This is a genomic window from Isoptericola variabilis 225 (assembly GCF_000215105.1).
Lineage (GTDB): Bacteria > Actinomycetota > Actinomycetes > Actinomycetales > Cellulomonadaceae > Isoptericola > Isoptericola variabilis_A.
Map to the genome: position 1 here is coordinate 1,016,215 of NC_015588.1, position 24,176 is coordinate 1,040,390.

A 24,176-nucleotide genomic window follows, 5' to 3' on the forward strand; every position below is an offset into this window, starting at 1 on the left:
TGTCCCGGTCGCGGATTGGGAGCAGGTCGGCCGCGTCAGGTACGGTCGCGGGCGACCACCCGTCGCGAGGGGGCGGGGTGCGTCACGGCGCACCCCGCCCCCTCGCTGTCCGGACCACTCCCGATCCGGAAAGATGACCCGTAGCGCCGGGAGAACCCCGGTGCCCACGAGGAGACGACTACGCATGCTCTGGTATCTCGGACGCAGGCTCCTGCAGGTGATCCCTGTGTTCCTAGGGGCGACGCTCCTGCTGTACGCCATGGTCTTCCTGCTTCCGGGTGACCCGGTCGCCGCGCTCGGTGGGGAGCGCGGTCTCCCCGAGGCCGTCCAGGAGCAGATCCGCGAGCGGTACAACCTCGACAAGCCCTTCCTGGTCCAGTACCTGCTCTTCCTTCAGGGCGTGTTCACGCTCGACTTCGGCGTCGACTTCCGCGGCCGCGAGATCCTCGACGTGATCGCCGGCGCCCTGCCGGTGACGTTCCAGCTGGCCCTGATGGCCCTGGTCTTCGAGGCCGTCTTCGGCATCGCCTTCGGCCTGCTCGCCGGGATGCGCAAGGGCGGGTGGTTCGACGGGTCCGTGCTCGTCATGAGCCTCTTCGTCATCGCCGTGCCGACGTTCGTCATCGGCTTCGTCCTGCAGTTCGTCGTCGGCGTCCAGCTGGGCTGGCTGCCGGTGACCGCCGGACGCGACCCGAACTTCCGCAGCCTGCTCATGCCAGCGATCGTGCTCGGCGCGGTGTCCTTCGCGTACGTGCTGCGCCTGACGCGCACGTCGGTCGCGGAGAACCTGTCGGCCGACTACGTACGGACCGCCCGCGCCAAGGGCCTGCGCCGCAGCCAGGTCACCAGGCGTCACGTCCTGCGCAACTCGCTCATCCCCGTCGTGACGTTCCTCGGCGCCGACCTGGGCTCGCTCATGGCGGGCGCGATCGTCACGGAGGGCATCTTCAACATCAACGGCGTCGGCGGCACGCTGTACCAGGCGATCCTGCGCGGCGAGAACGTCACCGTGGTCTCGCTGACCACCGTGCTGGTGCTGATCTACATCGTCGCCAACCTGGTCGTCGACCTCCTGTACGCCGCGCTCGACCCGAGGATCCGCTATGCCTGAGAACCGCTACCCCTCGACCCCGGCGCAGCCGGGTCCCCGCCGCGGCCAGGAGCACTACACGGCCCCGTTCGACGAGGGCGGGCTCGGCGCGGTCGACGCCGTCGACACCAGCGAGGCGCCGTCGAGCTTCTGGCGCGAGTCGTGGCGCGAGATGCGCAGCCGGCCCATGTTCTGGGTCGCGGGCGCGATCATCGTGCTCGTCGTGGTCGTCGCCGCGTTCCCCGGCCTGTTCACGTCGCTCGGGCCGCGCCAGTGCACGCTGGCGCAGTCGCTCGCGGGCCCGCAGCCGGGCCACCCGTTCGGCTTCGACTTCCAGGGCTGCGACATCTACGCGCGGACCGTCTACGGCGCCCGGGCGTCGGTCGTCGTCGGCGTCCTCGCGACCGGGCTGGTGATCATCCTCGGCACCGCGATCGGCGCGATCGCCGGCTACTACGGCGGGTGGTTCGACACGATCCTGTCCCGCATCACCGACGTCTTCTTCGCCGTCCCGCTCGTGCTCGCGGCCATCGTCATCATGTCGGTCATGCCGCAACGGACCAGCTTCACGGTCGCCCTCGTGCTGGCGCTGTTCGGCTGGACGTCGATCGCCCGCATCACGCGCGGCACGGTCATGTCGGTCAAGAACAACGAGTTCGTGACCGCGGCGAAGTCGCTCGGCATGGGTCGCGCCGCGATCCTCGTCAAGCACGTGCTGCCCAACGCCGCGGCCCCGATCATCGTCTACGCCACGGTCGCGCTGGGCACGTTCATCGTCGCGGAGGCCACCCTGAGCTTCCTCGGCATCGGCCTGCCGCCCAACGTCGTGTCGTGGGGAGGGGACATCTCGGCGGCGCAGCGGTCGATCCGCGTCGCGCCCGAGATCCTCTTCTACCCGGCCGGCGGCCTGGCCCTGACGGTGCTCGGCTTCATCATGATGGGCGACGTCGTGCGCGACGCCCTCGACCCGAAGGCACGCAAGCGATGACGACCCAGTTCCCCGTGACCAACGGTTCCGTGTCCCCGGCCGGCGAGACCCGCTCGGTCGACCAGCCCCTGCTCGAGGTCCGCGACCTGGCCGTGTCGTTCACGACGTCGGCCGGCGAGGTCCAGGCCGTGCGCGGCGCCAACCTCACCGTGTACCCCGGCCAGGCCGTCGCGATCGTCGGCGAGTCCGGCTCGGGCAAGTCGACGCTCGCGCACAGCGTCATCGACCTGCTGCCCGGCACGGGCAAGGTGACCGGCGGCAGCATCGTGTTCGACGGGCGCGAGCTCGTCGGGCTCGACCGCCGCGAGATCGAGGCCATGCGCGGCCGCGAGATCGGCCTCGTCCCGCAGGACCCGATGTCGAACCTCAACCCGGTGTGGCGCATCGGCACGCAGATCGAGGAGGCGCTCAAGGCCAACGGCTTCCAGGGCGGCCGCGCCGAGCGCAAGCAGCGCGTGGCCGAGCTGCTCGCCGAGGCCGGCCTGCCCGACGCCGAGCGGCGCGCGCGGCAGTACCCGCACGAGTTCTCGGGCGGCATGCGCCAGCGCTCGCTCATCGCGATCGGCCTGGCCGCGCGGCCCAAGCTGCTCATCGCCGACGAGCCGACCTCGGCGCTCGACGTGACCGTGCAGCGTCAGATCCTCGACCACCTCGAGGTCCTCACGCGCGAGCTCGGCACCGCCGTCCTGTTCATCACGCACGACCTGGGCCTGGCCGCCGAGCGCGCCGAGCACCTCGTCGTGATGTTCAAGGGCCGCGTGGTGGAGTCCGGCCCGGCGCGCCAGATCCTGGCCGACCCGCAGCACCCGTACACCAAGCGGCTCGTGGCCTCGGCCCCGTCGCTCGCGTCCCGCCGCATCCAGGCGGCGCACGAGCAGGGCGAGGAGTCGGAGGAGCTGCTCGCGCACCACGCCGACGCCGAGCCGGTCCGCGCCGACGACATCGTCGTGGCGCGGAACCTCACCAAGGTGTTCCAGATCCGCGGCGTGCGCCCCGGTGCGTCGTCGGACTTCACCGCGGTCGACGACGTGAGCTTCACGCTCAAGCGCGGCAGCACGCTCGCGCTCGTGGGCGAGTCCGGCTCGGGCAAGTCCACGGCCGCGAACATGGTGCTCGGCCTTCTCGAGCCGACGTCGGGCACGGTCGAGTTCGACGGCGTCGACGTCTCGACGCTCAACGCCAAGGAGATGTTCGCGTTCCGGCGCCGCATCCAGCCGGTGTTCCAGAACCCGTACGGCTCGCTCGACCCGATGTTCTCGATCTACCGCTCGATCGAGGAGCCGCTGCGCCTGCACGGCGTGGGCAACAAGAAGCAGCGCGAGGCGCGCGTGCGCGAGCTCCTCGACATGGTGGCGCTGCCGCAGTCCGCCATGCGCCGCTTCCCCAACGAGCTCTCCGGCGGCCAGCGCCAGCGCATCGCCATCGCGCGCGCCCTGGCGCTCAAGCCCGAGGTCATCGTGCTCGACGAGGCGGTCTCCGCGCTCGACGTGCTCGTCCAGGCGCAGATCCTCGAGCTGCTCGGCCAGCTCCAGGACGAGCTGGGCCTGTCGTACCTCTTCATCACGCACGACCTCGCGGTCGTCCGTCAGATCGCGGACACCGTCGTCGTCATGCAGAACGGCAAGGTCGTCGAGCAGGCCGCGACCGACGAGGTCTTCGACAACCCGCGCGAGCAGTACACGCGCGACCTGCTGGCCGCGATCCCGGGTGCGCGGCTCGAGGGCGCCGAGCTCGCGAGCTGAGCGCCCGCGCCCGACGCCCGGAGGGCACCGGCGGACCTCGGTCCGCCGGTGCCCTCTGGATTTGCCGGTGGAGGCGCTCCACGAAAGTCTGGGCTGCATGAACAGGCCAGCACGACCCACACCCGCCGTGTTCTACCCCGCCGCGGGCGCCATCGCCGTCTTCGTCGTCATCGCCGTCGTGGCGACCGACGCGATGTCCCGCGTCGTCACCACGCTCCAGTCGGAGGTCATCGGCGTCTTCGGCTGGTACTACGTGCTCATCGTCGCGGGCTTCGTCGTCTTCGCGATCTGGATGGGACTCAGCCGGTACGGCGACATCGTGCTCGGGCCCGACGACGAGGAGGCCGCCTTCAGGCTCCCCGTGTGGTTCTCGATGCTCTTCGCCACCGGCATGGGCATCGGGCTCGTCTACTTCGGCGTCGCCGAGCCGCTGTCGCACTTCGTGTCGCCCAAGCCCGGCGTCACGGGGGACGAGCCGTCCCTGGCCCAGGCGGCCATGGGTCAGACCTACCTGCACTGGGGCTTCCACGCCTGGGCGATCTACGTCGTCGTCGGGCTCGCGGTCGCGTACGCGGTCCACCGCAAGGGACGGCCCGTCTCGATCCGCTGGGCGCTCGAGCCGCTGCTGGGCGACCGGGTCAAGGGCTGGCTCGGCAACCTCATCGACGTCGTCGCGATCGTCGGCACGGTCTTCGGCGTGGCGACGTCGCTCGGGCTCGGCGTCCTGCAGATCTCGGCCGGCCTCGGCTACCTCGACGTCGTCGAGCCCTCGCTCGGGCTGCAGATCGGCCTCATCGCCGCGATCACGGCGATCGCGGCGATCTCGGTCGCCTCGGGCCTCGAGCGCGGCATCAAGTGGCTCTCGAACGGCAACATGGTCCTCGCCGCCGTGCTCGCCGCGGCGGTGCTCGTCCTCGGGCCGACCCTGTTCCTCCTGCGCGAGTGGGTCCAGTCCTTCGGCTACTACTTCAACAACGTCGTCCGGCTCACGTTCGACACGCTCGCCTTCCGCGGTGAGGAGGGCCTCGCGTGGGAGTCCGGCTGGACGATCTTCTACTGGGGCTGGTGGATCTCCTGGGCGCCCTTCGTGGGCGTGTTCATCGCCCGGATCTCGCGCGGCCGCTCGGTGCGCGAGTTCGTCCTCGGCACGCTCGTCGTGCCGATGCTCGTCACGACCGTGTGGTTCGGCGTCTTCGGCGGCGCGGGCCTGCACCAGGAGATGACGCGGCCCGGGTCGATGCTCGACGGCGACGCCGTCAACACCGACACCGCGATGTTCCAGCTGTTCGACGCGCTCCCCGGCGGGTCGGTCATGGCCGTCGTGGCGATCGTGCTCGTCGTCGTCTTCTTCGTGACGTCGTCCGACTCCGGCTCGTTCGTCGTCGACATGCTCGCCAACGGGGGCAACCCGAACCCGCCCCTGTGGAGCCGCCTGTCCTGGGCGATCCTCGAGGGGCTCGTCGCCATCGCCCTGCTCCTCGCGGGCGGCCTCCAGGCGCTGCAGACCGCCGCGATCCTCATCGCGCTGCCCTTCTCGGTCGTGATGATCGCCATGTGCGCGGCCACGCTCCGGGCTCTCGGCGACGAGCACCGCGCGATCCTGCGCGCCGAGCGTCGCGCCGCGCGGCGGGAGCTGGAGGAGCGCGTCGCCTCGCGGGTCACGGAGTCGGTCACCGAGAGCCTCGCGGCGCAGGGAGCCGTGCCGGTCCCGGGGCCGGAGGACGGTGCGGCCGAGGCGTCGCGCCGGCCCGGACGGTTCGGCCGGCGGGGACGGCCGGGCTCGCCCGGGTAGGATAGACCGGCCCCGGGCTCCCGGGAGCCCCATCCCCACGGAAAGAGAACCGTAGATGTCTGTGCGCTCCGACCTGCGCAACGTGGCGATCGTCGCCCACGTCGACCACGGAAAGACCACCCTGGTCGACGCGATGCTGCGCCAGGCCGGCGCGTTCGCCGCGCACCAGCAGGTCGACGACCGGGTCATGGACTCGGGCGACCTCGAGCGCGAGAAGGGCATCACGATCCTCGCCAAGAACACGGCCGTCCGGTACGCCGGCCCGGCCGCGGCGGCGGCGGGGGAGCCGGGCGGGATCACGATCAACGTCATCGACACCCCCGGGCACGCCGACTTCGGCGGCGAGGTCGAGCGCGGCCTGTCGATGGTCGACGGCGTCGTGCTGCTCGTCGACGCCTCGGAGGGCCCGCTGCCGCAGACCCGGTTCGTGCTGCGCAAGGCGCTCGCCGCCAAGCTCCCGGTCATCGTCGTGGTCAACAAGGTCGACCGGCCCGACTCGCGCATCACCGAGGTCGTCGCCGAGACCACCGACCTGCTGCTCGGGCTCGCGGGCGACCTGGCCGACGAGGTGCCCGACCTCGACCTCGACGCCATCCTCGACGTTCCGGTCGTCTACGCCTCGGCGAAGTCCGGCCGCGCGTCGCTCGACCAGCCCGCCGACGGCGCGCTGCCCGCGAACGAGGACCTCGAGCCGCTCTTCGCGACGATCCTCGAGAAGATCCCGGCGCCGACGTACGACGAGTCGATGCCGCTGCAGGCGCACGTGACCAACCTCGACGCGTCGCCGTTCCTCGGCCGCCTCGCGCTGCTGCGCATCTTCAACGGCACGCTGCGCAAGGGCCAGACGGTCGCGTGGGCTCGGCACGACGGCTCGCTGTCGAGCGTGCGCATCACCGAGCTGCTCGAGACCAAGGCGCTCGACCGCGTCCCGACCGAGTCCGCCGGCCCCGGCGACATCGTCGCCGTCGCCGGCATCGCCGACATCATGATCGGCGAGACGCTCACCGACCCCGAGGACCCGCGCCCGCTGCCGCTCATCACCGTCGACGACCCGGCGATCTCGATGACGATCGGCATCAACACCTCGCCGCTCGCGGGCAAGGGGGGCAAGGGTCACAAGGTCACCGCCCGCCAGGTCAAGGACCGCCTCGACGCGGAGCTCGTCGGCAACGTGTCGCTGCGCGTGCTGCCCACCGAGCGCCCCGACGCCTGGGAGGTCCAGGGCCGCGGCGAGCTCGCGCTCGCGATCCTCGTCGAGCAGATGCGCCGCGAGGGCTTCGAGCTCACCGTCGGCAAGCCGCAGGTCGTCACCAGGACGATCGACGGCAAGGTCCACGAGCCCATGGAGCGCATGACGATCGACGTCCCCGAGGAGTACCTCGGCGCCGTCACGCAGCTCCTCGCGCAGCGCAAGGGCCGCATGGAGACCATGACCAACCACGGCACCGGCTGGGTCCGCATGGAGTTCATGGTCCCGGCGCGCGGCCTCATCGGCTTCCGCACGCGCTTCCTCACCGAGACGCGCGGCACCGGCATCGCCTCGTCCATCTCCGAGGGCTTCGAGCCGTGGCACGGCCCGATCGAGTCCCGCGCGACGGGCTCGCTCGTCGCCGACCGGGCCGGCAAGGTCACGCCGTTCGCGATGATCAACCTCCAGGAGCGCGGCACGTTCTTCGTCGAGCCCACGCAGGAGGTCTACGAGGGCATGATCGTCGGCGAGAACTCGCGCAACGAGGACATGGACGTCAACATCACCAAGGAGAAGAAGCTGACGAACATGCGGTCGTCGACCGCGGACAGCTTCGAGAACCTGGTGCCGCCGAAGAAGCTCACGCTCGAGGAGTCCCTCGAGTTCGCGCGCGAGGACGAGTGCGTCGAGGTGACGCCCGAGGTCGTGCGCATCCGCAAGGTCGTGCTCGACGCGACCGAGCGGGCGCGGGCGACGGCGCGGGCCAAGCGCGCCTGACCTTCCGTTCGGTGTCGTCTCCCACCGCCGCGGTCCCGCACGCGCCTGCCGGGGCGCTGCTGGCCGTGCATGCGCACCCTGATGACGAGACGTTGTCGACGGGTGGGCTGCTGGCCTCGTGGGCGGCGTCGGGTGCGCCGGTGACCGTCGTGACGTGCACGCGGGGGGAGCGGGGCGAGGTCATCGACAGCGCGACCCACCCCACCGGCGTGGGGCACCTCGAGGGGGACGGACCGGCACTGGCGGCGTACCGCGAGCGGGAGCTCGCCGCCGCGCTGGAGGCGCTCGGCGTTGCCGACCATGTCTTCCTCGACCGCGTGTCGTCGGTGCTGTCAGAAGCTCAGTGGGCCAGGGGCCACCAGCCTTCTGACACGTCGGAGCGGCTGTCAGAAGGGCGGTGGGACAGAGCCCACCAGCTTTCTGACACGAGGTACGAGGACTCCGGGATGGCGTGGGTCGCGCCGGGGATCGCCGGGCCGGCGGACGACGCGCCGCCGACGGCGTTCGCGCGCGTGCCGCTCGACGAGGCGGCCGCGCGGCTCGCGGCCGTCGTGCGCGACCGGCGCCCCGCCGTCGTGGTGACGTACGACGCGGGCGGAGGGTACGGGCACCCCGACCACGTCCGCGCCCACGAGGTCACGGTGCGCGCGCTCGAGCTCGCGGCCGACCCGGACGCCGCGCTCGGTGGCGAGCCGTGGCGCGTCCCGGCGCGGTGGGAGGTCGTCGTCCCGGCCGGGCGGCTGCGCGCGGCGCGGCGCGACCTCGCGGACCTCGAGGAGGTGCGCCGGCTCGTCCCGGGGGCCGGGCTCACGCTGCCCGACCCGGACGAGGCGCTGCCGCCCGTCGCCGTGGCGGACGCCCGCGTCGACGAGCTCGACCGCGCCGGCCGGCTCGTGCGCGTCGACGCCGCGGCGGTGCTGGGGCGCGTGGCGGACGCCCTGCGCGCCCACGCGACCCAGGTGCAGCACGTGACCGTCCGCGACGGACGGGCCGACGGCTCCGACGTCGTCGGCTGGTACGCGCTGAGCAACGCCGTGCTCGCGCCGCTGCTCGCGGTCGAGACGTACGCGGTGGTGCCGTTCGCGCAGGTAGGCTCGGCGCGATGACCCCGTCCGGACCGCCCACGCACGCCGCGCCGTCGCGCGGCCGCGCCGTCGTCGTCCACGTCCTCCTCGCCGTCGGGCTCGGCGTCGTCGCCGGCGTGCTCGGGACGGTGACGCACCGGACCACGTGGCTCGACCTGCCCGTGGGGATCGTGCTCGCGTTCGCGCTCACGGCGTCGACCGGCGTCGTGTGCCGGGCGTGGTCCGGGCTCGGTGCGCTGCTCGGCTGCGGCGCCGGGTGGCTGCTCGCGGTGCAGGTGCTCGCGGTCTCGGGGCCGGGCGGCGACGTGCTCGTCCCGGCCCAGCCGATCGGGTTGTGGTGGACCTACGGTGGCCTCGTCGTCCTGGCCGTCGTCGCGTTCCTGCCGCGCTCGTGGTTCTCGGACCGGCCCGTGCGTCGTCGGGTCCTGTGACGACCCTGTGGACGCCGCCCCGTTTGCGGCTTTTCACCCGCTCCTGAGACGCCGCGTCACGCCCTGCGCGAGTAGGATCCAGGGGATACGGACGTCCCCGCACGGCTCACCCCTGCGATCGTCCTCCTGCAGTCCTACCCGCACGGAGCGTGTCGATGGGCCATCCGACCGAGCGTGAGCCCGCGCCCGATCAGACCACCCCCGAGCCGGGGTCGACGCACCCCGACCCGGCTGCCGACGCACCGTACGAGCCCCAGGTCCGCGCCTACGAGCTGCGCAGGCTCGGCACCGTGTCCGCCCCGCGGACCGGTCCGCCGCAGGGCGACCCGACCCAGGTGCTCCCCGTCGTGAGCGTGCCCGGCCCGGGGGCGCCCGCATCGCCCGCGTCCGCCGCGTCGGCGCCGCCCGCGCCGCCCGCGGGCGGCGGGTCGCCGATCGCCGGCCTCGAGGGCGACGGCGCGCCGAGCCGGCTGCCCAAGGTCGCGGCGTGGACGGGGCTGGGCCTCGTCGTCGGCGCCGGCCTGTACGTCGGCGCGCAGTGGCTCGTGTCGGACAAGGTCCCCCAGGACACCACCGTGGCGGGCGTCGAGATCGGCGGCATGACGGCGCCGGACGCCGTCGCGGCGCTCGAGCGCGGCCTCGGGCCGCGCGCCGCCGAGCCGATCACGCTCACCGCGGGCGACGCGTCGAGCACGGTCGACCCCGCCGACGCCGGTCTCGCGTTCGACGCGCAGGGCACGGTCGCGGACCTCACGGGCTTCTCGCTCAGCCCGGCCCGGCTGTGGGACCACCTCGTGGGCGCGGAGGAGGTGCCTCCCGCCGTCGAGGTCTCGCGCGGCACGCTCGACGCGACGCTCGAGGGCGTCGCCGAGTCGCTGCGCGCGGAGCCGGTCGACGGCACGGTCACGTTCGCCGACGGCGAGCCCGTCGCCACGCCCTCCGAGGACGGCACCGAGGTCGTCGTCGAGGAGGCCGCCGACGCCGTCACGTCGAGCTGGCTGGTGCGGCCCGGCCCCGTCGAGCTGCCGACGCGGCCCGTGCCGCCGCAGGTCGACCAGGGTGCGACCGACGCCGCGCTCGCGCAGGCCGAGAAGATCGTGTCCGCGCCGGTGCGCGTGAGCGTGGGGGGCCAGAACCCGGAGCTGCCCGAGCGGGTCCTCGCCGAGGCGACCTCGTTCGTCCCGGCCGACGGCGCGCTCGAGCCGCAGTTCGACGGCGACCTGCTCACCACCGCGATCGTCGACCGCACGAACGACCTCCTGTCCGAGCCGGACGACGCCCACTTCGAGTTCTCGGGCGGCAAGCCCGTGATCGTCGGCGGCGAGCCCGGCACCACGCTCGACCCGGAGGAGGTGTCGCAGGCCGTCGGCGCGGCGGCGCTCGGCGACGAGCGGGCCACCGAGGTCGCGACCGTCCAGAAGGACCCGGAGACCACCCGCCAGGCGCTCGAGGAGCTCGGCGTCAAGGAGGTCGTCGCCTCCTTCTCGACCCCGTTGACCAGCGAGCCGATCCGCACGAAGAACCTCGTGCGCGGTGCCCAGCTCGTGACGGGCACGCTCGTCGAGCCGGGGGAGACGTTCTCCCTGCTCGAGGCGCTCTCGCCGATCACGCTCGAGAACGGGTACTTCGCCGCGGGCGTGGTCTCCAACGGCGTGCACACCGAGGGTGTCGGCGGCGGGCTCTCCCAGATGGCGACGACGGTCTACAACGCCGGCTACTTCGCGGGCTTCGACGACGTCGAGCACCGGCCGCACAGCTACTGGTTCTCGCGGTACCCGGCCGGGCGCGAGGCGACCATCTACGTCGGCGCGCTCGACGTGAAGTTCCGCAACGACACCCCGTACGGCGCGCTCATGCAGTCGTGGGTCTCGGGCGGCCAGGTGCACGTCGCGATCTGGTCGACGAAGTACTACGAGGTGCGCACGTCCGACAGCGGCAAGCGCGACGTCGTCCCGACCACGACCGTCCACAGGTCGGAGCCGGACTGCGAGCCGTACCCCGCGGGCAACGACGGCTTCTCGATCACCAACTACCGCAAGGTCTACCGCGACGGCGAGCTGGTCAAGGACGAGTCCTACTCCTGGACGTACAAGCCGGACAACGGCATCGTCTGCGATGCTCCGGAGAGCCAGGGCTAGGACACGGGAGGGCTGATGCTCGGACGGACCGAGGGGGAGTCGCCCGCGCACGCGGCGCTCGCGGCGCGCACGGCGGGGTGGTCCGGCGTCGCGGAGGGGTCCGCGGTCGCCTCGGCCGTGCCGGACGAGTCGCGCGAGCTGCTCGACCTCGGCACGACGGCGGACACGCTCGCCACGGTCGCGAGCATCGCCGACCTCGCGGCCGTCGTGCACCTGGGCCACCCGGAGCAGCCGTCGCCGGTGCTCGAGGAGGCGCTGCTCGCGGGCGCGTCGTCGCTCATCGTCACGGCCGCGGTCGCGGTCCCGTCCCGGTGGGTGTGGGTCGGCCCGCCGGACGCCGCGGGCGGCCAGGTCGTCATCGACGAGGCGGGCATGCGGGACTGCCGCGACGCGCTGCGGACCATGGGCGTCAGCCCGCGGCTGGTGCCGACGCGCACGCCGCTCGACGAGCGCGCCGCGATCGCCGGGCCCGCGGGCTCGCTCGTCGTCGAGCGCGACCGCGTGCCGGCCGGCTGGGTCGAGCTGCCGGGCAGCGAGCGCCTCGGGCAGCACCGCCCGCTCTGGTACGGCCTGCTCGAGGCGCGCGACGCGTGGCCGCGGTTCGACGATCCGGCGCAGGTCTGGCTGGCGTTCGGCCCGTACGACGACCACCGCGGCTCGCTGCACCCCACGCTCGCCGTGCTCTCCGACGCGGGCATCGACCTGCAGCACCTGCGCAGCCACCCGTCGAGCCTGGGGCCGCACGTGTTCTTCACCTCGTTCCGGTGCCCCGACGTCGGCGTGCTCGACGGCCTCGTCGCGGAGCTGGACGCGCGGCGGGTCGCGCACCGCACGCTCGCCGTCCTGCCGGGCGACGCGTTCGTCCCCGGGCCCGAGCCGCTCGTGCCGGGGTGGGCGCGGTCGTGAGCAGGGACGCCGTCGCGTTCCTCGGCCCCGAGGGCACGTTCACGCACCAGGCGGTGCTGACGTGGGCGCGCCGCGAGGGGCGCGAGGTCGGGGCAGAGCCGCTCGCGTCGGTCGGCGCGGTGCACGACGCCGTCGCCGCCGGCGCCTCGGCGTGGGGCGTCGTGGCGATCGAGAGCTCGGTCGAGGGCTACGTCGTCCCGTCGCTCGACGCGCTCGTCGGGAGCCCCGACGTCGTCGCGGTCGACGAGGTCGTGCTCGACGTCTCGTTCGACGCGTTCGTGCTGCCGGGCCACGGCGAGCTGCGCGAGGCCACCGCCCACCCGCACGGGCTCGCGCAGTGCTCGCGCTTCGTCGCCGAGCGGGGCCTCGTGCCGGTGCCCGCGTCGTCGAACGCCGCGGCGTGCCGCGACGTCACGCCCGCGCAGGTGGCGCTCGGCCCCTCGCTGTGCGGGGAGCTGTACGGGCTGGAGACGCTCGCCACGGCCGTCGAGGACTACCGCGGGGCACGCACCCGGTTCCTCGTGCTGCGCCGGCGCGACGACGCGCCGGCCGTGCTCGCGGCCCGCCGCGACCGCGGCGCGGACGCGTGGCGCACGATGCTCGCGATCACGCCCGTCGTCACCGGGCCAGGCGTCCTCGCGCGCATCACGGCCGCGTTCGGCGAGCGCCGCGTCAACATGTCGAGCCTCGTCACCCGCCCGCTCAAGGCCCGCGAGGGCCAGTACGTGTTCGTCGTGACGCTCGACGCCGCGCCGTGGGCGCCCGACGTCCGCTCGCTGGCCCGCGACCTCCTCGCGGCGGGCGACTCGCTCAAGGTGCTCGGCGCGTACCCCGCGGGGGAGCACGAAGGCGGGCTCGACGGCGTCCTGCCCGACCACGTGCCGACCGGCAGCGTGCGGGCGTCCGACGACGCCGCTGCCCTCGCGCGAGGCCTGCTGTGGTGACCGCCGGCCCCCCGCCGCGGGTCGGCGTCGTGGGCCTGGGCCTCATCGGCGGGTCGCTCGCCCGGCTGCTCGTCGCGCGCGGGATCGACGTCGTCGCGACGGACGTCGCGCCCGGCTCGCGCGCGGCCGCGCGGGACGCGGGGCTGACGGTGGCCGACGACGTCGCGGGCGCGGTCGCCGGGCGCGACCTCGTCGTCCTCGCCGTGCCGCTGCTCGCCATGCGCGCCGTCGCCGCCGAGGTCGCCCGCCACCTCGACCCGGGCGCGACCGTGACCGACGTCGGCAGCGTCAAGGGCCCGGTCCGGGCCGCGGTCTCGGACGCGGGCGCGGGGGACCGCTACGTCGGTGCGCACCCCATGGCGGGCACCGAGCGCAGCGGCTTCGTCTCGTCCGACGCGGGCCTCCTCGACGGCGTGCCCTGGGCCGTGACCGTCGACGCCCGCACCGACCCGGCCCGCCTCGCGGCGGTGCTCGGCCTGGTCACCGGACCGCTCGCGGGCACGGCCGCCGTGCTCACCGACGACTGCCACGACGAGGTCGCGGCGCTCGTGAGCCACGTGCCGCACGTCGTCGCGACCCAGCTGCTCAACGCCGTCGCGGGCGCGCCGGTGCGCGACGTCGCGCTCGGCCTCGCGGCCGGGAGCTTCCGCGACGGGACGCGCGTCGCGTTCACCGACCCGGCGCGGACCGAGGCGATGGTGACCGAGAACGCGGCCTGGGTCGCGCCGGCGCTGCGCAAGGTCGCGCGTGACCTCGAGGCCGTGGTCGAGGCGCTCGAGGCCAACGCGTCGGTGCACGAGTTCTTCCACGCCGCCGACGACGTGCGGGGCACGTGGCTGCCGGGCCGGCGCGCCGCGCGCACCGGCGACGTCGAGCGCGTGCCGCTCGAGGGCGACTGGCCCGCGGCGCTCGTCGACCGCTGCGCCGCCGGCGCCGTCGTCGTGCGCCTCACCGCCACGCACGCCGAGGTGGCGCGCTAGCCCTCGCGGGCGTCCGCGCGGCCGGCGGGCCGCTCGCGCCGCGGCGGGATGCGCTTGGCCGCGACGACGTCGTCCGCCGCGACGACGACCTCGCGCGGCTCGGACCGCGGGGCGTCCGTGCGCAGCCGCAGCCCGCCGTCGTCGGCCGCCAGCACGACGGCGATGACGTCGGTCCAGCGCCGGTGCTCGGGATCGGCCGACCGCTCCTGCGGCGACAGCCGCCGTCGCACCACGACCCGCGTCCCGGCCGGCCAGTCTCGCCAGACGGACGATGGGACGGGTGCGTGCGGATCATCCACGTGGGCGATACTAGAGTTCCCCGGCGGGGTTCGTGCGCGAGCCCTGCCACACGCTCCGTGACGGGAAGGTAGCCAGCAGTGACCTACGTGATCGCTCAGCCGTGCGTCGACGTCAAGGACAAGGCGTGCATCGAGGAGTGTCCCGTGGACTGCATCTACGAGGGCAAGCGGTCGCTGTACATCCACCCGGACGAGTGCGTGGACTGCGGCGCGTGCGAGCCGGTGTGCCCCGTCGAGGCGATCTACTACGAGGACGACGTCCCGGAGGAGTGGAAGGACTACTACCGGGCCAACGTCGAGTTCTTCGACGACCTGGGCTCGCCCGGCGGCGCCGCGAAGCTCGGTCTCATCGAGAAGGACGACCCGATGATCGCGGCCCTCCCGCCGCAGGCCTGACGCCTGCGGGCCGGCCGCATGGGCTTCGCCGACCTCAGGCACCTCGCGTACCCCTGGGACACCCTGACCGACGTGCGCGCGACCGCGCGCGCTCATCCCGACGGTCTCGTCGACCTGTCGATCGGCACCCCCGTGGACCCGACGCCCGCCGTCGTGCGCGAGGCGCTCGCGGCGGCGTCGGATGCCCCCGGGTACCCGCTCACGCACGGCACGCCCGCGCTGCGCGAGGCGGTCGCCGCCTGGTTCGCGCGGCGGCGCGGCGTGCCCGACGTCGACCCCCAGGCCGTGCTGCCCACGGTCGGCTCCAAGGAGCTCGTCGGCCTGCTGCCCTCGCTGCTGCGCCTCGGGCCGGGCGACGTCGTCGTGCACCCGGCCGTCGCCTACCCGACGTACGACGTCGGCGCGCGGCTCGCGGGCGCGACGCCGCTTCCCGCGGACGACGTCGCGGACTGGGCCGGGCGCGGCGACGTGCGGCTCGTGTGGGTCAACTCGCCGTCCAACCCGACGGGTGCCGTGGCGGGCGTCGAGCGGCTGCGCGCGATCGTCGAGGCCGCGCGCGAGGTGGGTGCGGTCGTCGTCGGCGACGAGTGCTACGCCGAGCTCGGCTGGGACGAGCCGTGGGCGCCGCTCGAGACGGGCGGCCCGTCGCGCGTGCCCAGCCTGCTCGACCCGCGCGTGACCGGCGGCTCGCACGAGGGCCTGCTCGTGGCGTACTCGCTGTCGAAGCAGTCGAACCTCGCCGGCTACCGCGCCGCGTTCGTCGCCGGGGACCCGGCGCTCGTCGCGGACCTGCTCGCGACGCGCAAGCACCTCGGCATGATCGTCCCGGCGCCGGTCCAGGCCGCGACGACCGCGGCCCTGCGCGACGACGCCCACGTCGTCGCGCAGCGCGAGACCTACGCGCGCCGGCGCGCGGCCCTGCTGCCCGCGCTCGAGAAGGCCGGCTACGCGGTCGACGCCTCCGAGGCGGGCCTGTACCTGTGGGTCCGGCCGGCCGGGGCCGGTGACGGCGCGAGCTCGCGCGAGCTCGCGCGCCGGTTCGCCGCGCACGGGATCCTCGTCGGGCCCGGCGAGTTCTACGGGGCCGCGGGCGAGGGGCACGTGCGCGTCGCCCTCACCGCGCCCGACGACGCGATCGCGGCGGCTGTGTCACGCATCACATCCCCTTGACCGTCGGATTGGATCACCATGGGAATCAGGAGTAGGTTCGACCGCAGGCCGAGGCTGACCTGACGCGCACGCAGGGCGCCGCGGCACGGCGCCCGCACCGGATGCCACCGAGAGTCACGCGCTCGCCGTCCCGACGCCGGGAGGCGGGCCCGTCAGGGAAGGAAGACATGACGTCCACCCAGCACACCGCCGCCTCGGCGGACGGCACCGCCACGGTCGAGCTCACCGTCGACGGCACGAGCCGGCAGCTGCCGGTCGTGAGGGCGACCGAGGGCAACGACGGCATCGTCGTGTCCTCGCTGCTGAAGGACACCGGTCTCGTGACGGTCGACCCCGGGTTCATGAACACCGCCTCGTGCGAGTCGTCCATCACGTACATCGACGGCGACCAGGGCATCCTGCGCTACCGCGGCTACCCGATCGAGCAGCTCGCCGACGGCTCGACCTTCCTCGAGGTCGCCTACCTGCTCATCCGCGGCGAGCTGCCGACGGCCGAGCAGCTCGACGCCTTCAGCACGCGCATCAACCGGCACACGCTCGTGCCCGAGGCGTTCCGCGCGTTCCTGTCGTCCTTCCCGCGCGGCGGCCACCCGATGTCGATCATGGCGTCGGCGGTCAACGCGCTCGCGACGTACTACCCGGAGTCCCTGAACCCGCACGACGACGACGCGGTCGAGCTCGCGACGGTCCTCATCCTCGCCAAGATCCGCACCATCACCTCGTACGTGCACCGGTCGATGCGGGACGAGCCGCTGCTCTACCCCGACTACGCGCGCGGCTACGTCGACGACTTCCTGCGCATGTCGTTCGCCCGCCCCTACGAGCAGTGGGAGGCCAACCCGGTCCTCGTGTCCGCGATGGACAAGCTGCTCATCCTGCACGCCGACCACGAGCAGAACTGCTCGACGTCGACCGTGCGCATCGTGGGCTCGTCGAACGCGAACCTCTACGCGTCGGTCGCGGCCGGCATCAACGCGCTGTCCGGCCCGTCGCACGGCGGCGCCAACGAGGCCGTGCTGCTCATGCTCGAGAACATCCGCTCGGGCGGCGACTCCGTCGAGACCTTCATGAAGAAGGTCAAGAACAAGGAGGACGGCGTCCGCCTCATGGGCTTCGGCCACCGGGTCTACAAGAGCTACGACCCGCGCGCGGCGATCGTCAAGAAGCACGCCGACGCCGTCCTCGACGAGCTCGGCGCCAAGGACGAGCTGCTGGACATCGCGCGCGGCCTCGAGGAGATCGCGCTCAACGACGACTACTTCGTCGAGCGCAAGCTCTACCCGAACGTCGACTTCTACACGGGCCTCATCTACAAGGCCATGGGCTTCTCGCCGGCGATGTTCACGCCGCTGTTCGCTCTCGGCCGCATGCCCGGCTGGATCGCGCAGTGGCGCGAGATGATGAAGGACCCGCAGACCAAGATCGGCCGACCGCGGCAGATCTACACGGGTCCCACGGAGCGCGACTACACGCCGCTCGACCAGCGCTGACCGAGTGTGAGCGGACTTCTGGCCCACTCTCGCCCGCGAGAGTGGGCCAGAAGTCCGCTCACAGCTAGTCGGCGGCGGCGACCGTGAGGACGATGCGGCCCTCGGGCAGGGGCTCGTCCTCGGCCGCCGCCCAGGCGGCGTCCACGCGCGTCCACACCCGGTCCGCGACGCGCACCCTGACCACGCCGGTGACGGACGCGGTCGCCACGGCCCAGTGCGCCACGACCCACCCGGCACGTCCCGGCTCGGCGGCGACCGGCGTCGCGTCGACGACGACCGTGCCGTCCTCGCCGGGGCGCACCGAGCCCTCGCCGAGCCCGAGGTCGCGCCCGACCCGCGCGGCCACCGCGGCCTGCGCCTCCGCTCCCGCGGGGCCGTCGTCGTCGACCGGCGGCAGCTCGCACGAGACCGCCGCGGGGGAGTGGCCCGTGAGCGCCGACGCCCACGCGCGAGCACGGGTCTCGTGCTGCGCGTACGCCTCCGGGAACGCCGAGCGCTGCACGGCCTGGGCGGCGACGGTGATCTCCATGTCCTCGTAGCCCTCGACGCGCACGAGCCCGTCGTAGAACGCGCCCGTCGAGTAGACCGGGTCCATGATCTGCTCGGGCGTGCCCCAGCCCTGCGAGGGCCGCTGCTGGAACAGGCCGAGCGAGTCGCGGTCGCCGTAGTCGATGTTGACGAGCCTCGACTCCTGGAGCGCCGTCGCCAGGCCGATGGTCGCCGCGCGCGCGGGCAGGCCGCGCTGCACCGCGACGCCGGCGACCAGCGCGGCGTTCTCCGCCTGCACCGGTGAGAAGTACCAGTCGGTGCCCTCGAGCGTCGCGGCGCACCGGGGCGTCACCGGGCCGGCGTCGCGGCCCGAGAGGACCCACACGACGCCGGCCGTGGCGGCGAGCCCGACGACCAGCACCGCCGCGACGGCACCGACGCCGCCCGCACGCGAGCGCCGTCGTGACCCCACGCGCGTGCTCAGTTCGCGTGGAGGGCGGCGTTGAGCTCGACGCCCACGCCGCCGCGCACGAGCGCCTCGACCGCGCCGGTGCGCGAGTTGCGGCGCAGGAGCAGGTTGTCGCGGCCCGCGAGCTCGCGCGCCTTGACGACGAGCGGCTCGCCGTCGTCGCCCATCTCGCCGAGCACCGTGACCTTGGTCCCGGCGGTGACGTAGAGGCCCGCCTCGACGACGCAGTCGTCGCCCAGGGGGATGCCGAGGCCCGCGTTCGCGCCGAGGAGCGACCGCTCGCCGATCGAGATGACCTCCCGCCCGCCGCCCGAGAGCGTGCCCATGATCGAGGCGCCGCCGCCGATGTCCGACCCGTCGCCCACGACGACGCCGGCCGAGATGCGGCCCTCGACCATCGACGCCCCGAGCGTGCCGGCGTTGAAGTTCACGAAGCCCTCGTGCATGACCGTCGTGCCCGGCGCGAGGTGCGCACCGAGGCGCACGCGGTCGGCGTCGGCGATCCGCACCCCCGACGGCACGACGTAGTCGACCATGCGCGGGAACTTGTCGATGCCGTAGACGGTCACGGTGCGTCCGGTGGCGGCGCGCAGGCGCAGGCGCGTGGCCTCGAAGCCCTCGACCGGGCAGGGACCGTGGTCCGTCCAGACGACGTTCGCGAGCACGCCGAAGATCCCGTCGAGGTTGACGCCGTGCGGCCGGACGAGCCGGTGCGAGAGCAGGTGGAGGCGCAGGTAGGCGTCGGCGGCGTCCTTCGGGGCGGCGTCGAGGTCGATCTCGGTGCGCACCACGACGACGTCGACCCGCCGTGTCTCGTCGCGCTCGGTCAGCGCGTCGAGCTCCTCGGGGACGTCCGTGTCGGCGTCGGTGGGGGAGCCGAGCGCGGGGGACGGGTACCACGCGTCGAGCGTGGTCCCGTCGTCGGCGACGGTGGCGAGGCCGAAGCCCCAGGCGGTGCGGGTGGTGCTGGACGTCGTCATGGGGCTCAGCCTATCGACGGTCCGTGCCACGATGGAGCGCGTGACCAGCACCCAGCGCACCCCCCTGGCCGCAGGCCCGGCCCGCATCGACCCTGCCCTCGTCGACCCCGCGACGGTCCCGTCGTCGGACCTCGTGGGCCTGCTCGCGGCCGTCTGCGACATCCCCTCGGTCTCGGGCGCCGAGACGGCGCTCGCGGACGCGATCGAGGCGGTCCTGCGCGCGCAGCCGCACCTGGAGGTCGTGCGCGACGGCGACGCGCTCGTCGCGCGGACGCACCTCGGCCGGGCGCGCCGCGTCGTCGTGGCCGGTCACATCGACACCGTGCCGCTGACGACGGACCCGCCCAACCTGCCGACGCGGCTCGAGGGCACGGGCCCCGACGCGGTGCTGTGGGGGCGCGGCACGGTCGACATGAAGGGCGGCGTCACGGTCATGCTCGCGCTCGCGGTCGAGCTCGGCCGGCCTGGGCGCGAGCCCGCCGCCGACCTCACGTGGGTCTTCTACGACCACGAGGAGGTCGAGGCGGCGCGCAACGGCCTCGGGCGCGTGGCGCGCAACCACCCGGAGCTGCTCGCGGGAGACTTCGCGATCCTCGGCGAGCCGAGCGAGGCGGGCATCGAGGGCGGGTGCAACGGCACGCTGCGCGTCGACGTGCGGACCACGGGCGTCGCCGCGCACTCCGCGCGGGCCTGGACGGGGGTCAACGCGATCCACGCGGCGGCGCCCGTGCTGGCGCGGCTGGCCGCGTACGAGCCGCGCGCCGTCGAGGTCGACGGGCTCGTGTACCGCGAGGGTATGAACGCGGTCGGGATCGTGGGGGGCATCGCCGGCAACGTCATCCCCGACGCGTGCACCGTGAGCGTCAACTACCGGTTCGCCCCGTCGCGCTCGGTCGAGGAGGCGGAGGCGCACGTGCGCGAGCTGTTCGACGGCTTCGACGTCGTGGTGACCGACGCCGCGGGCGGCGCGCGCCCCGGGCTCGACGACCCGCTCGCGGCCGAGTTCGCCGCGGCCGTGCTCGCCACGACGGGCGGCGTGCCGCGGCCCAAGTACGGGTGGACGGACGTCGCCCGGTTCGCCGAGCTCGGGATCCCTGCCGTGAACTTCGGCCCGGGCGACCCGCTGCTCGCCCACAAGGACGACGAGCGGCTGCCGGTCGGTCAGCTCGCCGCGTGCCGCGACGCGCTGCGCGCGTGGCTCCTCGGGCCGTCCTGAGGTCTCAGAGCGGCTTCTCGACCGTCGTCGGCGCGTCCTCTGCGCCGACCCCGACGTCGACGGTCGTGACCGCGCCCCTGCGGCCGGTCTCGGGGTCGTCGTAGCGCAGCGCCACCTCGTGCGGTCCGGGCTCGAGCGGCGGCAGCTGGCGTCGGACCGTCTCGCGCCCGAGCACGTGCAGGTGCTCGGTCGGCACGCCGTCCACGGTCGCGGCCGCGTACGCGTCCTCGGGGCCGCGGTCGCGGGCGACGAGGAGCACGGGAGCGGTCGACCCCTCGTACTGGACGCCGCGCACCTCGGGGGCGAGCAGCACGACGTCCCCGAGGACGACCTCCTCGTCGGGGGCGTCGGCGGGACGGACGGCCAGCACGTGCTCGCCGGGGGCGAGGTCCACGACGGACGCCCACGCGTCGTCGTCGCCGGCGGTGACGGTCGAGGCGACCTGGTCGCCAGCGAGCACCTCGACGAACGTGCCGGGCTCCGCGGTGCCCGACACCTCAGGAAGGAACCGCCCGCCCGGGTCGGTCACCACGGTGGCCGTGCCCGCGCCGTCCGTGGGCTCGGGGGTCACCTCGAAGGTCACTCCCGGGACGGGCTGGCCGTCCTCGCCGGTCTTGACGATGGTGAGGTCCGAGCAGAGGCTCGGCACGTCGATCGAACCCGCGGCGTAGTCCTAGAGGGCGCTGTTCTCGCCGTTCTCGCCACCCTCCTGGGAGCGCATGTGCAGGCTGGCGAATCCCGCCGCCGGGCACGTGCCGCCGATGCCGAGGTCCGCCCGAGGACGGGGCCTGGTTCAGCTCGACGTAGTAGCGGCCGGTGCCCGTCGACCCGGCGCTGTCGAAGCCGAGGAACAGCCACTGGTCGAAGGAGGCGTCCACGTCGCTGTAGAGCAGGACGTTCCCGATGTCCGACTTCCCGGACGCCGTGCCGGGGTTGCCCGGCTGCCAGCTCGGATAGTTGCCCTCGCTGGTGTTCTGCGTCTCGAACGTCGTGGTGTCGGCGTTCCCGATCGGGTCCTGGACCACGCTGAAGTTGTCGTCGCCGACGCTCAGGTCCTGCCAGTCGAACGTCGCGTCCGTGGTCTGGTTGCCGTCGATCTCGAAGTCGGCGCCGACGGCGGAGGCCGCGGCCCCGCCCGCGACGAGGGAGGCACCCGCGAGGGCGAGCGCCGTCAGAGACGCGGCGGCGCGCCGCAGCTGACGCCTGCGACGGGCTGACGCCGCCCGAGGTGGGGACGGGACTGCATGACGACGCTGTGACACGGGCTCTCCCTGTGCGGGCCGATCCTTGACCTTCCACCCGTCAAGACATCCCTCGTGCGCGCGCGTGACGCAGGGAACATGTGACGAAGATCGTCGAGAAGTCGCGTCATCCCGAGGTGACGTCCGTGTCCTGCGCCTCGCGCGGCCTGGCTCCCGCGGATTGCATAGGCTCGTTCGCATGAGCGAACGGAGCGACGACGGCGTGTCCCAGCGCGGGCGCGGCTACCGCAAGGGTCCCGTGCTGCTGCGCGGCACGCAGATCCCCCACCAGACGACCGACCAGCGACTGCTCGCCGGGGGAGGCCCCGCCGACTGGGTCCACGCCGACCCGTGGCGCGTCATGCGCATCCAGTCGGAGTTCGTCGAGGGGTTCGGCGCCCTCGCGGAGGTCGGTCCGGCCGTCTCCGTGTTCGGCTCGGCCCGCACCAAGCCCGACCACCCGGACTTCGCGGTGGCCGAGGAGGTCGGCCGCCTGCTCGTCGAGGCCGGGTACGCGGTCATCACGGGCGGCGGCCCCGGGATCATGGAGGCCGCGAACAAGGGCGCCGCGGAGGCCGGCGGCGTGTCGATCGGGCTCGGCATCGAGCTGCCGTTCGAGCAGGGGATGAACGAGTTCGTCAACCTCGGGGTGAACTTCCGGTACTTCTTCGCGCGCAAGACGATGTTCGTCAAGTACGCGCAGGGCTTCATCGTCATGCCCGGCGGGTTCGGCACGTTCGACGAGCTCTTCGAGGCGCTGACGCTCGTGCAGACGCACAAGGTCACGGGCTTCCCGATCGCGCTCGTCGGCAGCGAGTACTGGGGCGGCCTGCTCGAGTGGCTGCGCGGCGCGGTGCTCGACCGCGGCATGATCGCCGACGCCGACGTCGACCTGCTGCACGTGAGCGACTCGGCCCAGGACGCCGTGTCGTACGTGCTCGAGCGCGGCGCCGAGCTGGCCGCGGCCGAGCGGGAGGCCACCGCGGAGCTCGCCGAGGACGTCACCGAGGCGGCCGCGGCCGACCCGGCGTGACGGCGTCGGCGGACCGCGTGCCCGACGGCGTGCCCGGGGGTGCGCCCGACGGCGTGCCCGCGCCGGGCGCGCCGCTCGTGCTCCGCGGGCGCGAGGTCGGGCGGGGACCGGACGGGTCGGTCCGCGGCGTCGTCATGGCGATCGTCAACCGCACGACCGACTCGTTCTACGCGCCCGCCCGGCTGGCCGACGAGGACGCGGCCGTCGAGGCCGCGCACCGCGCGTGGGAGCAGGGAGCGGAGATCCTCGACGTGGGCGGCGTGCGCGCCGGCGTCGGCCCGGAGGTCGACGAGGCCGAGGAGGTCCGGCGCGTCGTCCCGGTCGTCGCGCGCGTGCGCGAGGAGGTCCCCGACCTGCTCGTGTCCGTCGACACGTGGCGCTCGGGCGTCGCGCGGGAGGCGATCGCCGCCGGGGCGGACCTCGTCAACGACACGTGGGCCGGGCACGACCCCGCGCTCGTCGAGGTCGCGGGCGCGGCCGGCGTCGGCGTCGTCTGCTCCCACACCGGCGGGGCGCTGCCCCGCACCGACCCCTACCGCGTCGAGTACCCGGACGGCGTCGTGCCCGACGTCGTCGCGACCCTGCGGGCGGCCGCGGCGCGCGCCGTCGCGTGCGGCGTGCCCCCGTCGTCGGTCCTCGTCGACCCGACGCAAGACTTCGGGAAGAACACGTGGCACTCGCTCGAGCTCGTGCGCCGCACCGACGTCCTCGCCGGCCTCGGTCACCCGCTCCTCGTGGCGCTGTCGCGCAAGGACTTCGTCGGGGAGACGCTCGGCCTGCCGCCCGACGAGCGGCTCGAGGGCACGCTCGCCGCGACGGCGCTCGCGGCGTGGCTCGGCGCACGCGTCTTCCGGGCGCACGACGTCGCCGCGACGCGCCGCGTGCTCGACCTCGTCGCGGCCGTGCGCGGGGACGCGCCGCCCCGCGCCGCGGTGCGCGGCCTGGCCTGACGAGGCGGGAGAAGTCGGCGTCCTGAACTAGAATGACCAGGCAAGCCTCCCTGCGGGACGTCGCTTTCCGGCGCCTCGTCGTGGGGCACGAAGGGCCAGGACCGGACAACGGAATGGAGAGCCACAGATGGCTGCGATGAAGCCGCGGACGGGTGACGGGCCGCTGGAGGTCACCAAGGAGGGACGTGGCATCGTCATGCGGGTCCCGTTGGAGGGCGGTGGCCGGCTGGTCGTCGAGCTGAACTCCACCGAGGCGGCCGAGTTGGGCGAGGCACTCCAGGCCGTCGTCGCCTGACCTGCGGTTCGTTCACCACGCTTCCGGGCGCGGGGCAGATCGTCTGCCCCGCGCCCGGCGTGTTCTCCCGGGTCCTCGTGCCCCGG

The 24,176-nt window shown here is 73.8% G+C and carries 22 protein-coding genes; 18 read left to right on the forward strand and 4 right to left on the reverse strand.

The window, feature by feature from the left end:
• The first annotated feature begins 184 nt into the window (after nt 1–184).
• The 11 genes from ISOVA_RS04665 to ISOVA_RS04715 all read left to right on the forward strand — a co-directional run bounded on the left by ISOVA_RS04665 (nt 185) and on the right by ISOVA_RS04715 (nt 14,062).
• Nucleotides 185–1,111: an ABC transporter permease gene (locus ISOVA_RS04665; RefSeq protein ID WP_013838104.1), complete on the forward strand. Its 927-nt coding sequence runs from the start codon at nt 185–187 to the stop codon at nt 1,109–1,111.
• Nucleotides 1,104–2,078 (forward strand): ABC transporter permease, encoded by a 975-nt coding sequence (locus ISOVA_RS04670; RefSeq protein WP_013838105.1) that lies wholly within the window; start codon nt 1,104–1,106, stop codon nt 2,076–2,078. The genes ISOVA_RS04665 and ISOVA_RS04670 overlap by 8 nt, the downstream gene beginning before the upstream one ends.
• On the forward strand, nt 2,075–3,820 hold the full coding sequence (locus ISOVA_RS04675; protein ID WP_013838106.1) for a dipeptide ABC transporter ATP-binding protein: 1,746 nt from the start codon (nt 2,075–2,077) through the stop codon (nt 3,818–3,820). Before ISOVA_RS04670 ends, ISOVA_RS04675 begins: the two co-directional genes overlap by 4 nt.
• Nucleotides 3,821–3,917: 97 nt before the next feature.
• Nucleotides 3,918–5,612: a BCCT family transporter gene (locus tag ISOVA_RS04680; protein WP_143762057.1), complete on the forward strand. Its 1,695-nt coding sequence runs from the start codon at nt 3,918–3,920 to the stop codon at nt 5,610–5,612.
• A 55-nt stretch (nt 5,613–5,667) separates the two neighbouring features.
• Nucleotides 5,668–7,578: a translational GTPase TypA gene (gene typA, locus ISOVA_RS04685; RefSeq protein ID WP_013838108.1), complete on the forward strand. Its 1,911-nt coding sequence runs from the start codon at nt 5,668–5,670 to the stop codon at nt 7,576–7,578.
• Nucleotides 7,579–7,643: 65 nt separating this feature from the next.
• Nucleotides 7,644–8,684: a PIG-L family deacetylase gene (locus tag ISOVA_RS15945; RefSeq protein WP_233275990.1), complete on the forward strand. Its 1,041-nt coding sequence runs from the start codon at nt 7,644–7,646 to the stop codon at nt 8,682–8,684.
• Nucleotides 8,681–9,094 (forward strand): DUF6113 family protein, encoded by a 414-nt coding sequence (locus ISOVA_RS04695; protein WP_013838110.1) that lies wholly within the window; start codon nt 8,681–8,683, stop codon nt 9,092–9,094. The genes ISOVA_RS15945 and ISOVA_RS04695 overlap by 4 nt, the downstream gene beginning before the upstream one ends.
• Nucleotides 9,095–9,249: 155 nt before the next feature.
• A complete protein-coding gene (locus tag ISOVA_RS04700) occupies nt 9,250–11,232 on the forward strand; it encodes a VanW family protein (protein ID WP_013838111.1) in 1,983 nt (660 codons plus the stop codon).
• 15 nt (nt 11,233–11,247) lie between these two features.
• Nucleotides 11,248–12,138 (forward strand): ACT domain-containing protein, encoded by an 891-nt coding sequence (locus ISOVA_RS04705; protein ID WP_013838112.1) that lies wholly within the window; start codon nt 11,248–11,250, stop codon nt 12,136–12,138.
• A complete protein-coding gene (locus tag ISOVA_RS04710; protein ID WP_013838113.1) occupies nt 12,135–13,082 on the forward strand; it encodes a prephenate dehydratase in 948 nt (315 codons plus the stop codon). Before ISOVA_RS04705 ends, ISOVA_RS04710 begins: the two co-directional genes overlap by 4 nt.
• The gene (locus ISOVA_RS04715) at nt 13,079–14,062 is read left to right on the forward strand and encodes a prephenate dehydrogenase (protein WP_013838114.1); all 984 of its coding nucleotides are present in this window, start codon (nt 13,079–13,081) and stop codon (nt 14,060–14,062) included. The genes ISOVA_RS04710 and ISOVA_RS04715 overlap by 4 nt, the downstream gene beginning before the upstream one ends.
• Here ISOVA_RS04715 and ISOVA_RS04720 read toward each other — a convergent pair.
• Complete coding sequence (locus tag ISOVA_RS04720) at nt 14,059–14,292, reverse strand: hypothetical protein (protein WP_143762059.1); 234 nt, start codon at nt 14,290–14,292, stop codon at nt 14,059–14,061. The two genes, ISOVA_RS04715 and ISOVA_RS04720, sit on opposite strands and share 4 nt — an antisense overlap.
• Nucleotides 14,293–14,439: 147 nt before the next feature.
• Between ISOVA_RS04720 and fdxA the strand changes: the two genes are divergently transcribed.
• The 3 genes from fdxA (at nt 14,440) to ISOVA_RS04735 (ending at nt 17,417) form a co-directional block, all read left to right on the forward strand.
• Nucleotides 14,440–14,757: a ferredoxin gene (gene fdxA / locus ISOVA_RS04725; RefSeq protein ID WP_013838116.1), complete on the forward strand. Its 318-nt coding sequence runs from the start codon at nt 14,440–14,442 to the stop codon at nt 14,755–14,757.
• Between the two features lie 18 nt (nt 14,758–14,775).
• Nucleotides 14,776–15,927, forward strand: a complete 1,152-nt coding sequence (dapC, locus tag ISOVA_RS04730) for a succinyldiaminopimelate transaminase (protein WP_013838117.1) — start codon at nt 14,776–14,778, stop codon at nt 15,925–15,927.
• Between the two features lie 167 nt (nt 15,928–16,094).
• Nucleotides 16,095–17,417, forward strand: coding sequence for a citrate synthase (locus ISOVA_RS04735; RefSeq protein ID WP_013838118.1), 1,323 nt, complete (start codon nt 16,095–16,097; stop codon nt 17,415–17,417).
• 64 nt (nt 17,418–17,481) lie between these two features.
• Here ISOVA_RS04735 and ISOVA_RS04740 read toward each other — a convergent pair whose 3' ends face one another.
• Both ISOVA_RS04740 and dapD read right to left on the reverse strand, forming a co-directional pair.
• Complete coding sequence (locus ISOVA_RS04740) at nt 17,482–18,378, reverse strand: hypothetical protein (protein ID WP_013838119.1); 897 nt, start codon at nt 18,376–18,378, stop codon at nt 17,482–17,484.
• Nucleotides 18,379–18,386: 8 nt separating this feature from the next.
• Nucleotides 18,387–19,355, reverse strand: a complete 969-nt coding sequence (gene dapD / locus ISOVA_RS04745) for a 2,3,4,5-tetrahydropyridine-2,6-dicarboxylate N-succinyltransferase (protein WP_013838120.1) — start codon at nt 19,353–19,355, stop codon at nt 18,387–18,389.
• A gap of 31 nt (nt 19,356–19,386) precedes the next feature.
• On the opposite strand from dapD, the gene dapE reads away from it, so the two are divergent.
• On the forward strand, nt 19,387–20,571 hold the full coding sequence (gene dapE, locus ISOVA_RS04750) for a succinyl-diaminopimelate desuccinylase (protein WP_013838121.1): 1,185 nt from the start codon (nt 19,387–19,389) through the stop codon (nt 20,569–20,571).
• A gap of 4 nt (nt 20,572–20,575) precedes the next feature.
• On the opposite strand, the gene ISOVA_RS04755 is transcribed toward dapE, so the two are convergent.
• Nucleotides 20,576–21,220: a hypothetical protein gene (locus tag ISOVA_RS04755; protein WP_013838122.1), complete on the reverse strand. Its 645-nt coding sequence runs from the start codon at nt 21,218–21,220 to the stop codon at nt 20,576–20,578.
• Between the two features lie 791 nt (nt 21,221–22,011).
• Here ISOVA_RS04755 and ISOVA_RS04765 point away from each other — a divergent pair.
• From ISOVA_RS04765 to ISOVA_RS15950, 3 genes are all read left to right on the forward strand, one after another.
• Complete coding sequence (locus tag ISOVA_RS04765; protein WP_013838123.1) at nt 22,012–22,845, forward strand: LOG family protein; 834 nt, start codon at nt 22,012–22,014, stop codon at nt 22,843–22,845.
• A complete protein-coding gene (gene folP, locus ISOVA_RS04770) occupies nt 22,842–23,795 on the forward strand; it encodes a dihydropteroate synthase (protein WP_013838124.1) in 954 nt (317 codons plus the stop codon). Before ISOVA_RS04765 ends, folP begins: the two co-directional genes overlap by 4 nt.
• Before the next feature lie 127 nt (nt 23,796–23,922).
• On the forward strand, nt 23,923–24,090 hold the full coding sequence (locus ISOVA_RS15950) for a DUF3117 domain-containing protein (protein WP_013838125.1): 168 nt from the start codon (nt 23,923–23,925) through the stop codon (nt 24,088–24,090).
• Nucleotides 24,091–24,176 lie beyond the last annotated feature (86 nt).

Excerpts from the sequence above, each read along its gene's own strand:
- dapC (WP_013838117.1), top strand. The coding sequence starts at position 14,776 with ATGGGCTTCGCCGACCTCAGGCACCTCGCGTACCCCTGGGACACCCTG.
- ISOVA_RS04735 (WP_013838118.1), top strand. The coding sequence starts at position 16,095 with ATGACGTCCACCCAGCACACCGCCGCCTCGGCGGACGGCACCGCCACG.
- ISOVA_RS15950 (WP_013838125.1), top strand. The coding sequence starts at position 23,923 with ATGGCTGCGATGAAGCCGCGGACGGGTGACGGGCCGCTGGAGGTCACC.
- dapD (WP_013838120.1), bottom strand. The coding sequence starts at position 19,355 with ATGACGACGTCCAGCACCACCCGCACCGCCTGGGGCTTCGGCCTCGCC.
- ISOVA_RS04700 (WP_013838111.1), top strand. The coding sequence starts at position 9,250 with ATGGGCCATCCGACCGAGCGTGAGCCCGCGCCCGATCAGACCACCCCC.
- ISOVA_RS04675 (WP_013838106.1), top strand. The coding sequence starts at position 2,075 with ATGACGACCCAGTTCCCCGTGACCAACGGTTCCGTGTCCCCGGCCGGC.
- dapE (WP_013838121.1), top strand. The coding sequence starts at position 19,387 with ATGGAGCGCGTGACCAGCACCCAGCGCACCCCCCTGGCCGCAGGCCCG.
- ISOVA_RS04670 (WP_013838105.1), top strand. The coding sequence starts at position 1,104 with ATGCCTGAGAACCGCTACCCCTCGACCCCGGCGCAGCCGGGTCCCCGC.
- ISOVA_RS04665 (WP_013838104.1), top strand. The coding sequence starts at position 185 with ATGCTCTGGTATCTCGGACGCAGGCTCCTGCAGGTGATCCCTGTGTTC.
- ISOVA_RS04695 (WP_013838110.1), top strand. The coding sequence starts at position 8,681 with ATGACCCCGTCCGGACCGCCCACGCACGCCGCGCCGTCGCGCGGCCGC.
- ISOVA_RS04705 (WP_013838112.1), top strand. The coding sequence starts at position 11,248 with ATGCTCGGACGGACCGAGGGGGAGTCGCCCGCGCACGCGGCGCTCGCG.
- ISOVA_RS04765 (WP_013838123.1), top strand. The coding sequence starts at position 22,012 with ATGAGCGAACGGAGCGACGACGGCGTGTCCCAGCGCGGGCGCGGCTAC.
- typA (WP_013838108.1), top strand. The coding sequence starts at position 5,668 with ATGTCTGTGCGCTCCGACCTGCGCAACGTGGCGATCGTCGCCCACGTC.
- ISOVA_RS04680 (WP_143762057.1), top strand. The coding sequence starts at position 3,918 with ATGAACAGGCCAGCACGACCCACACCCGCCGTGTTCTACCCCGCCGCG.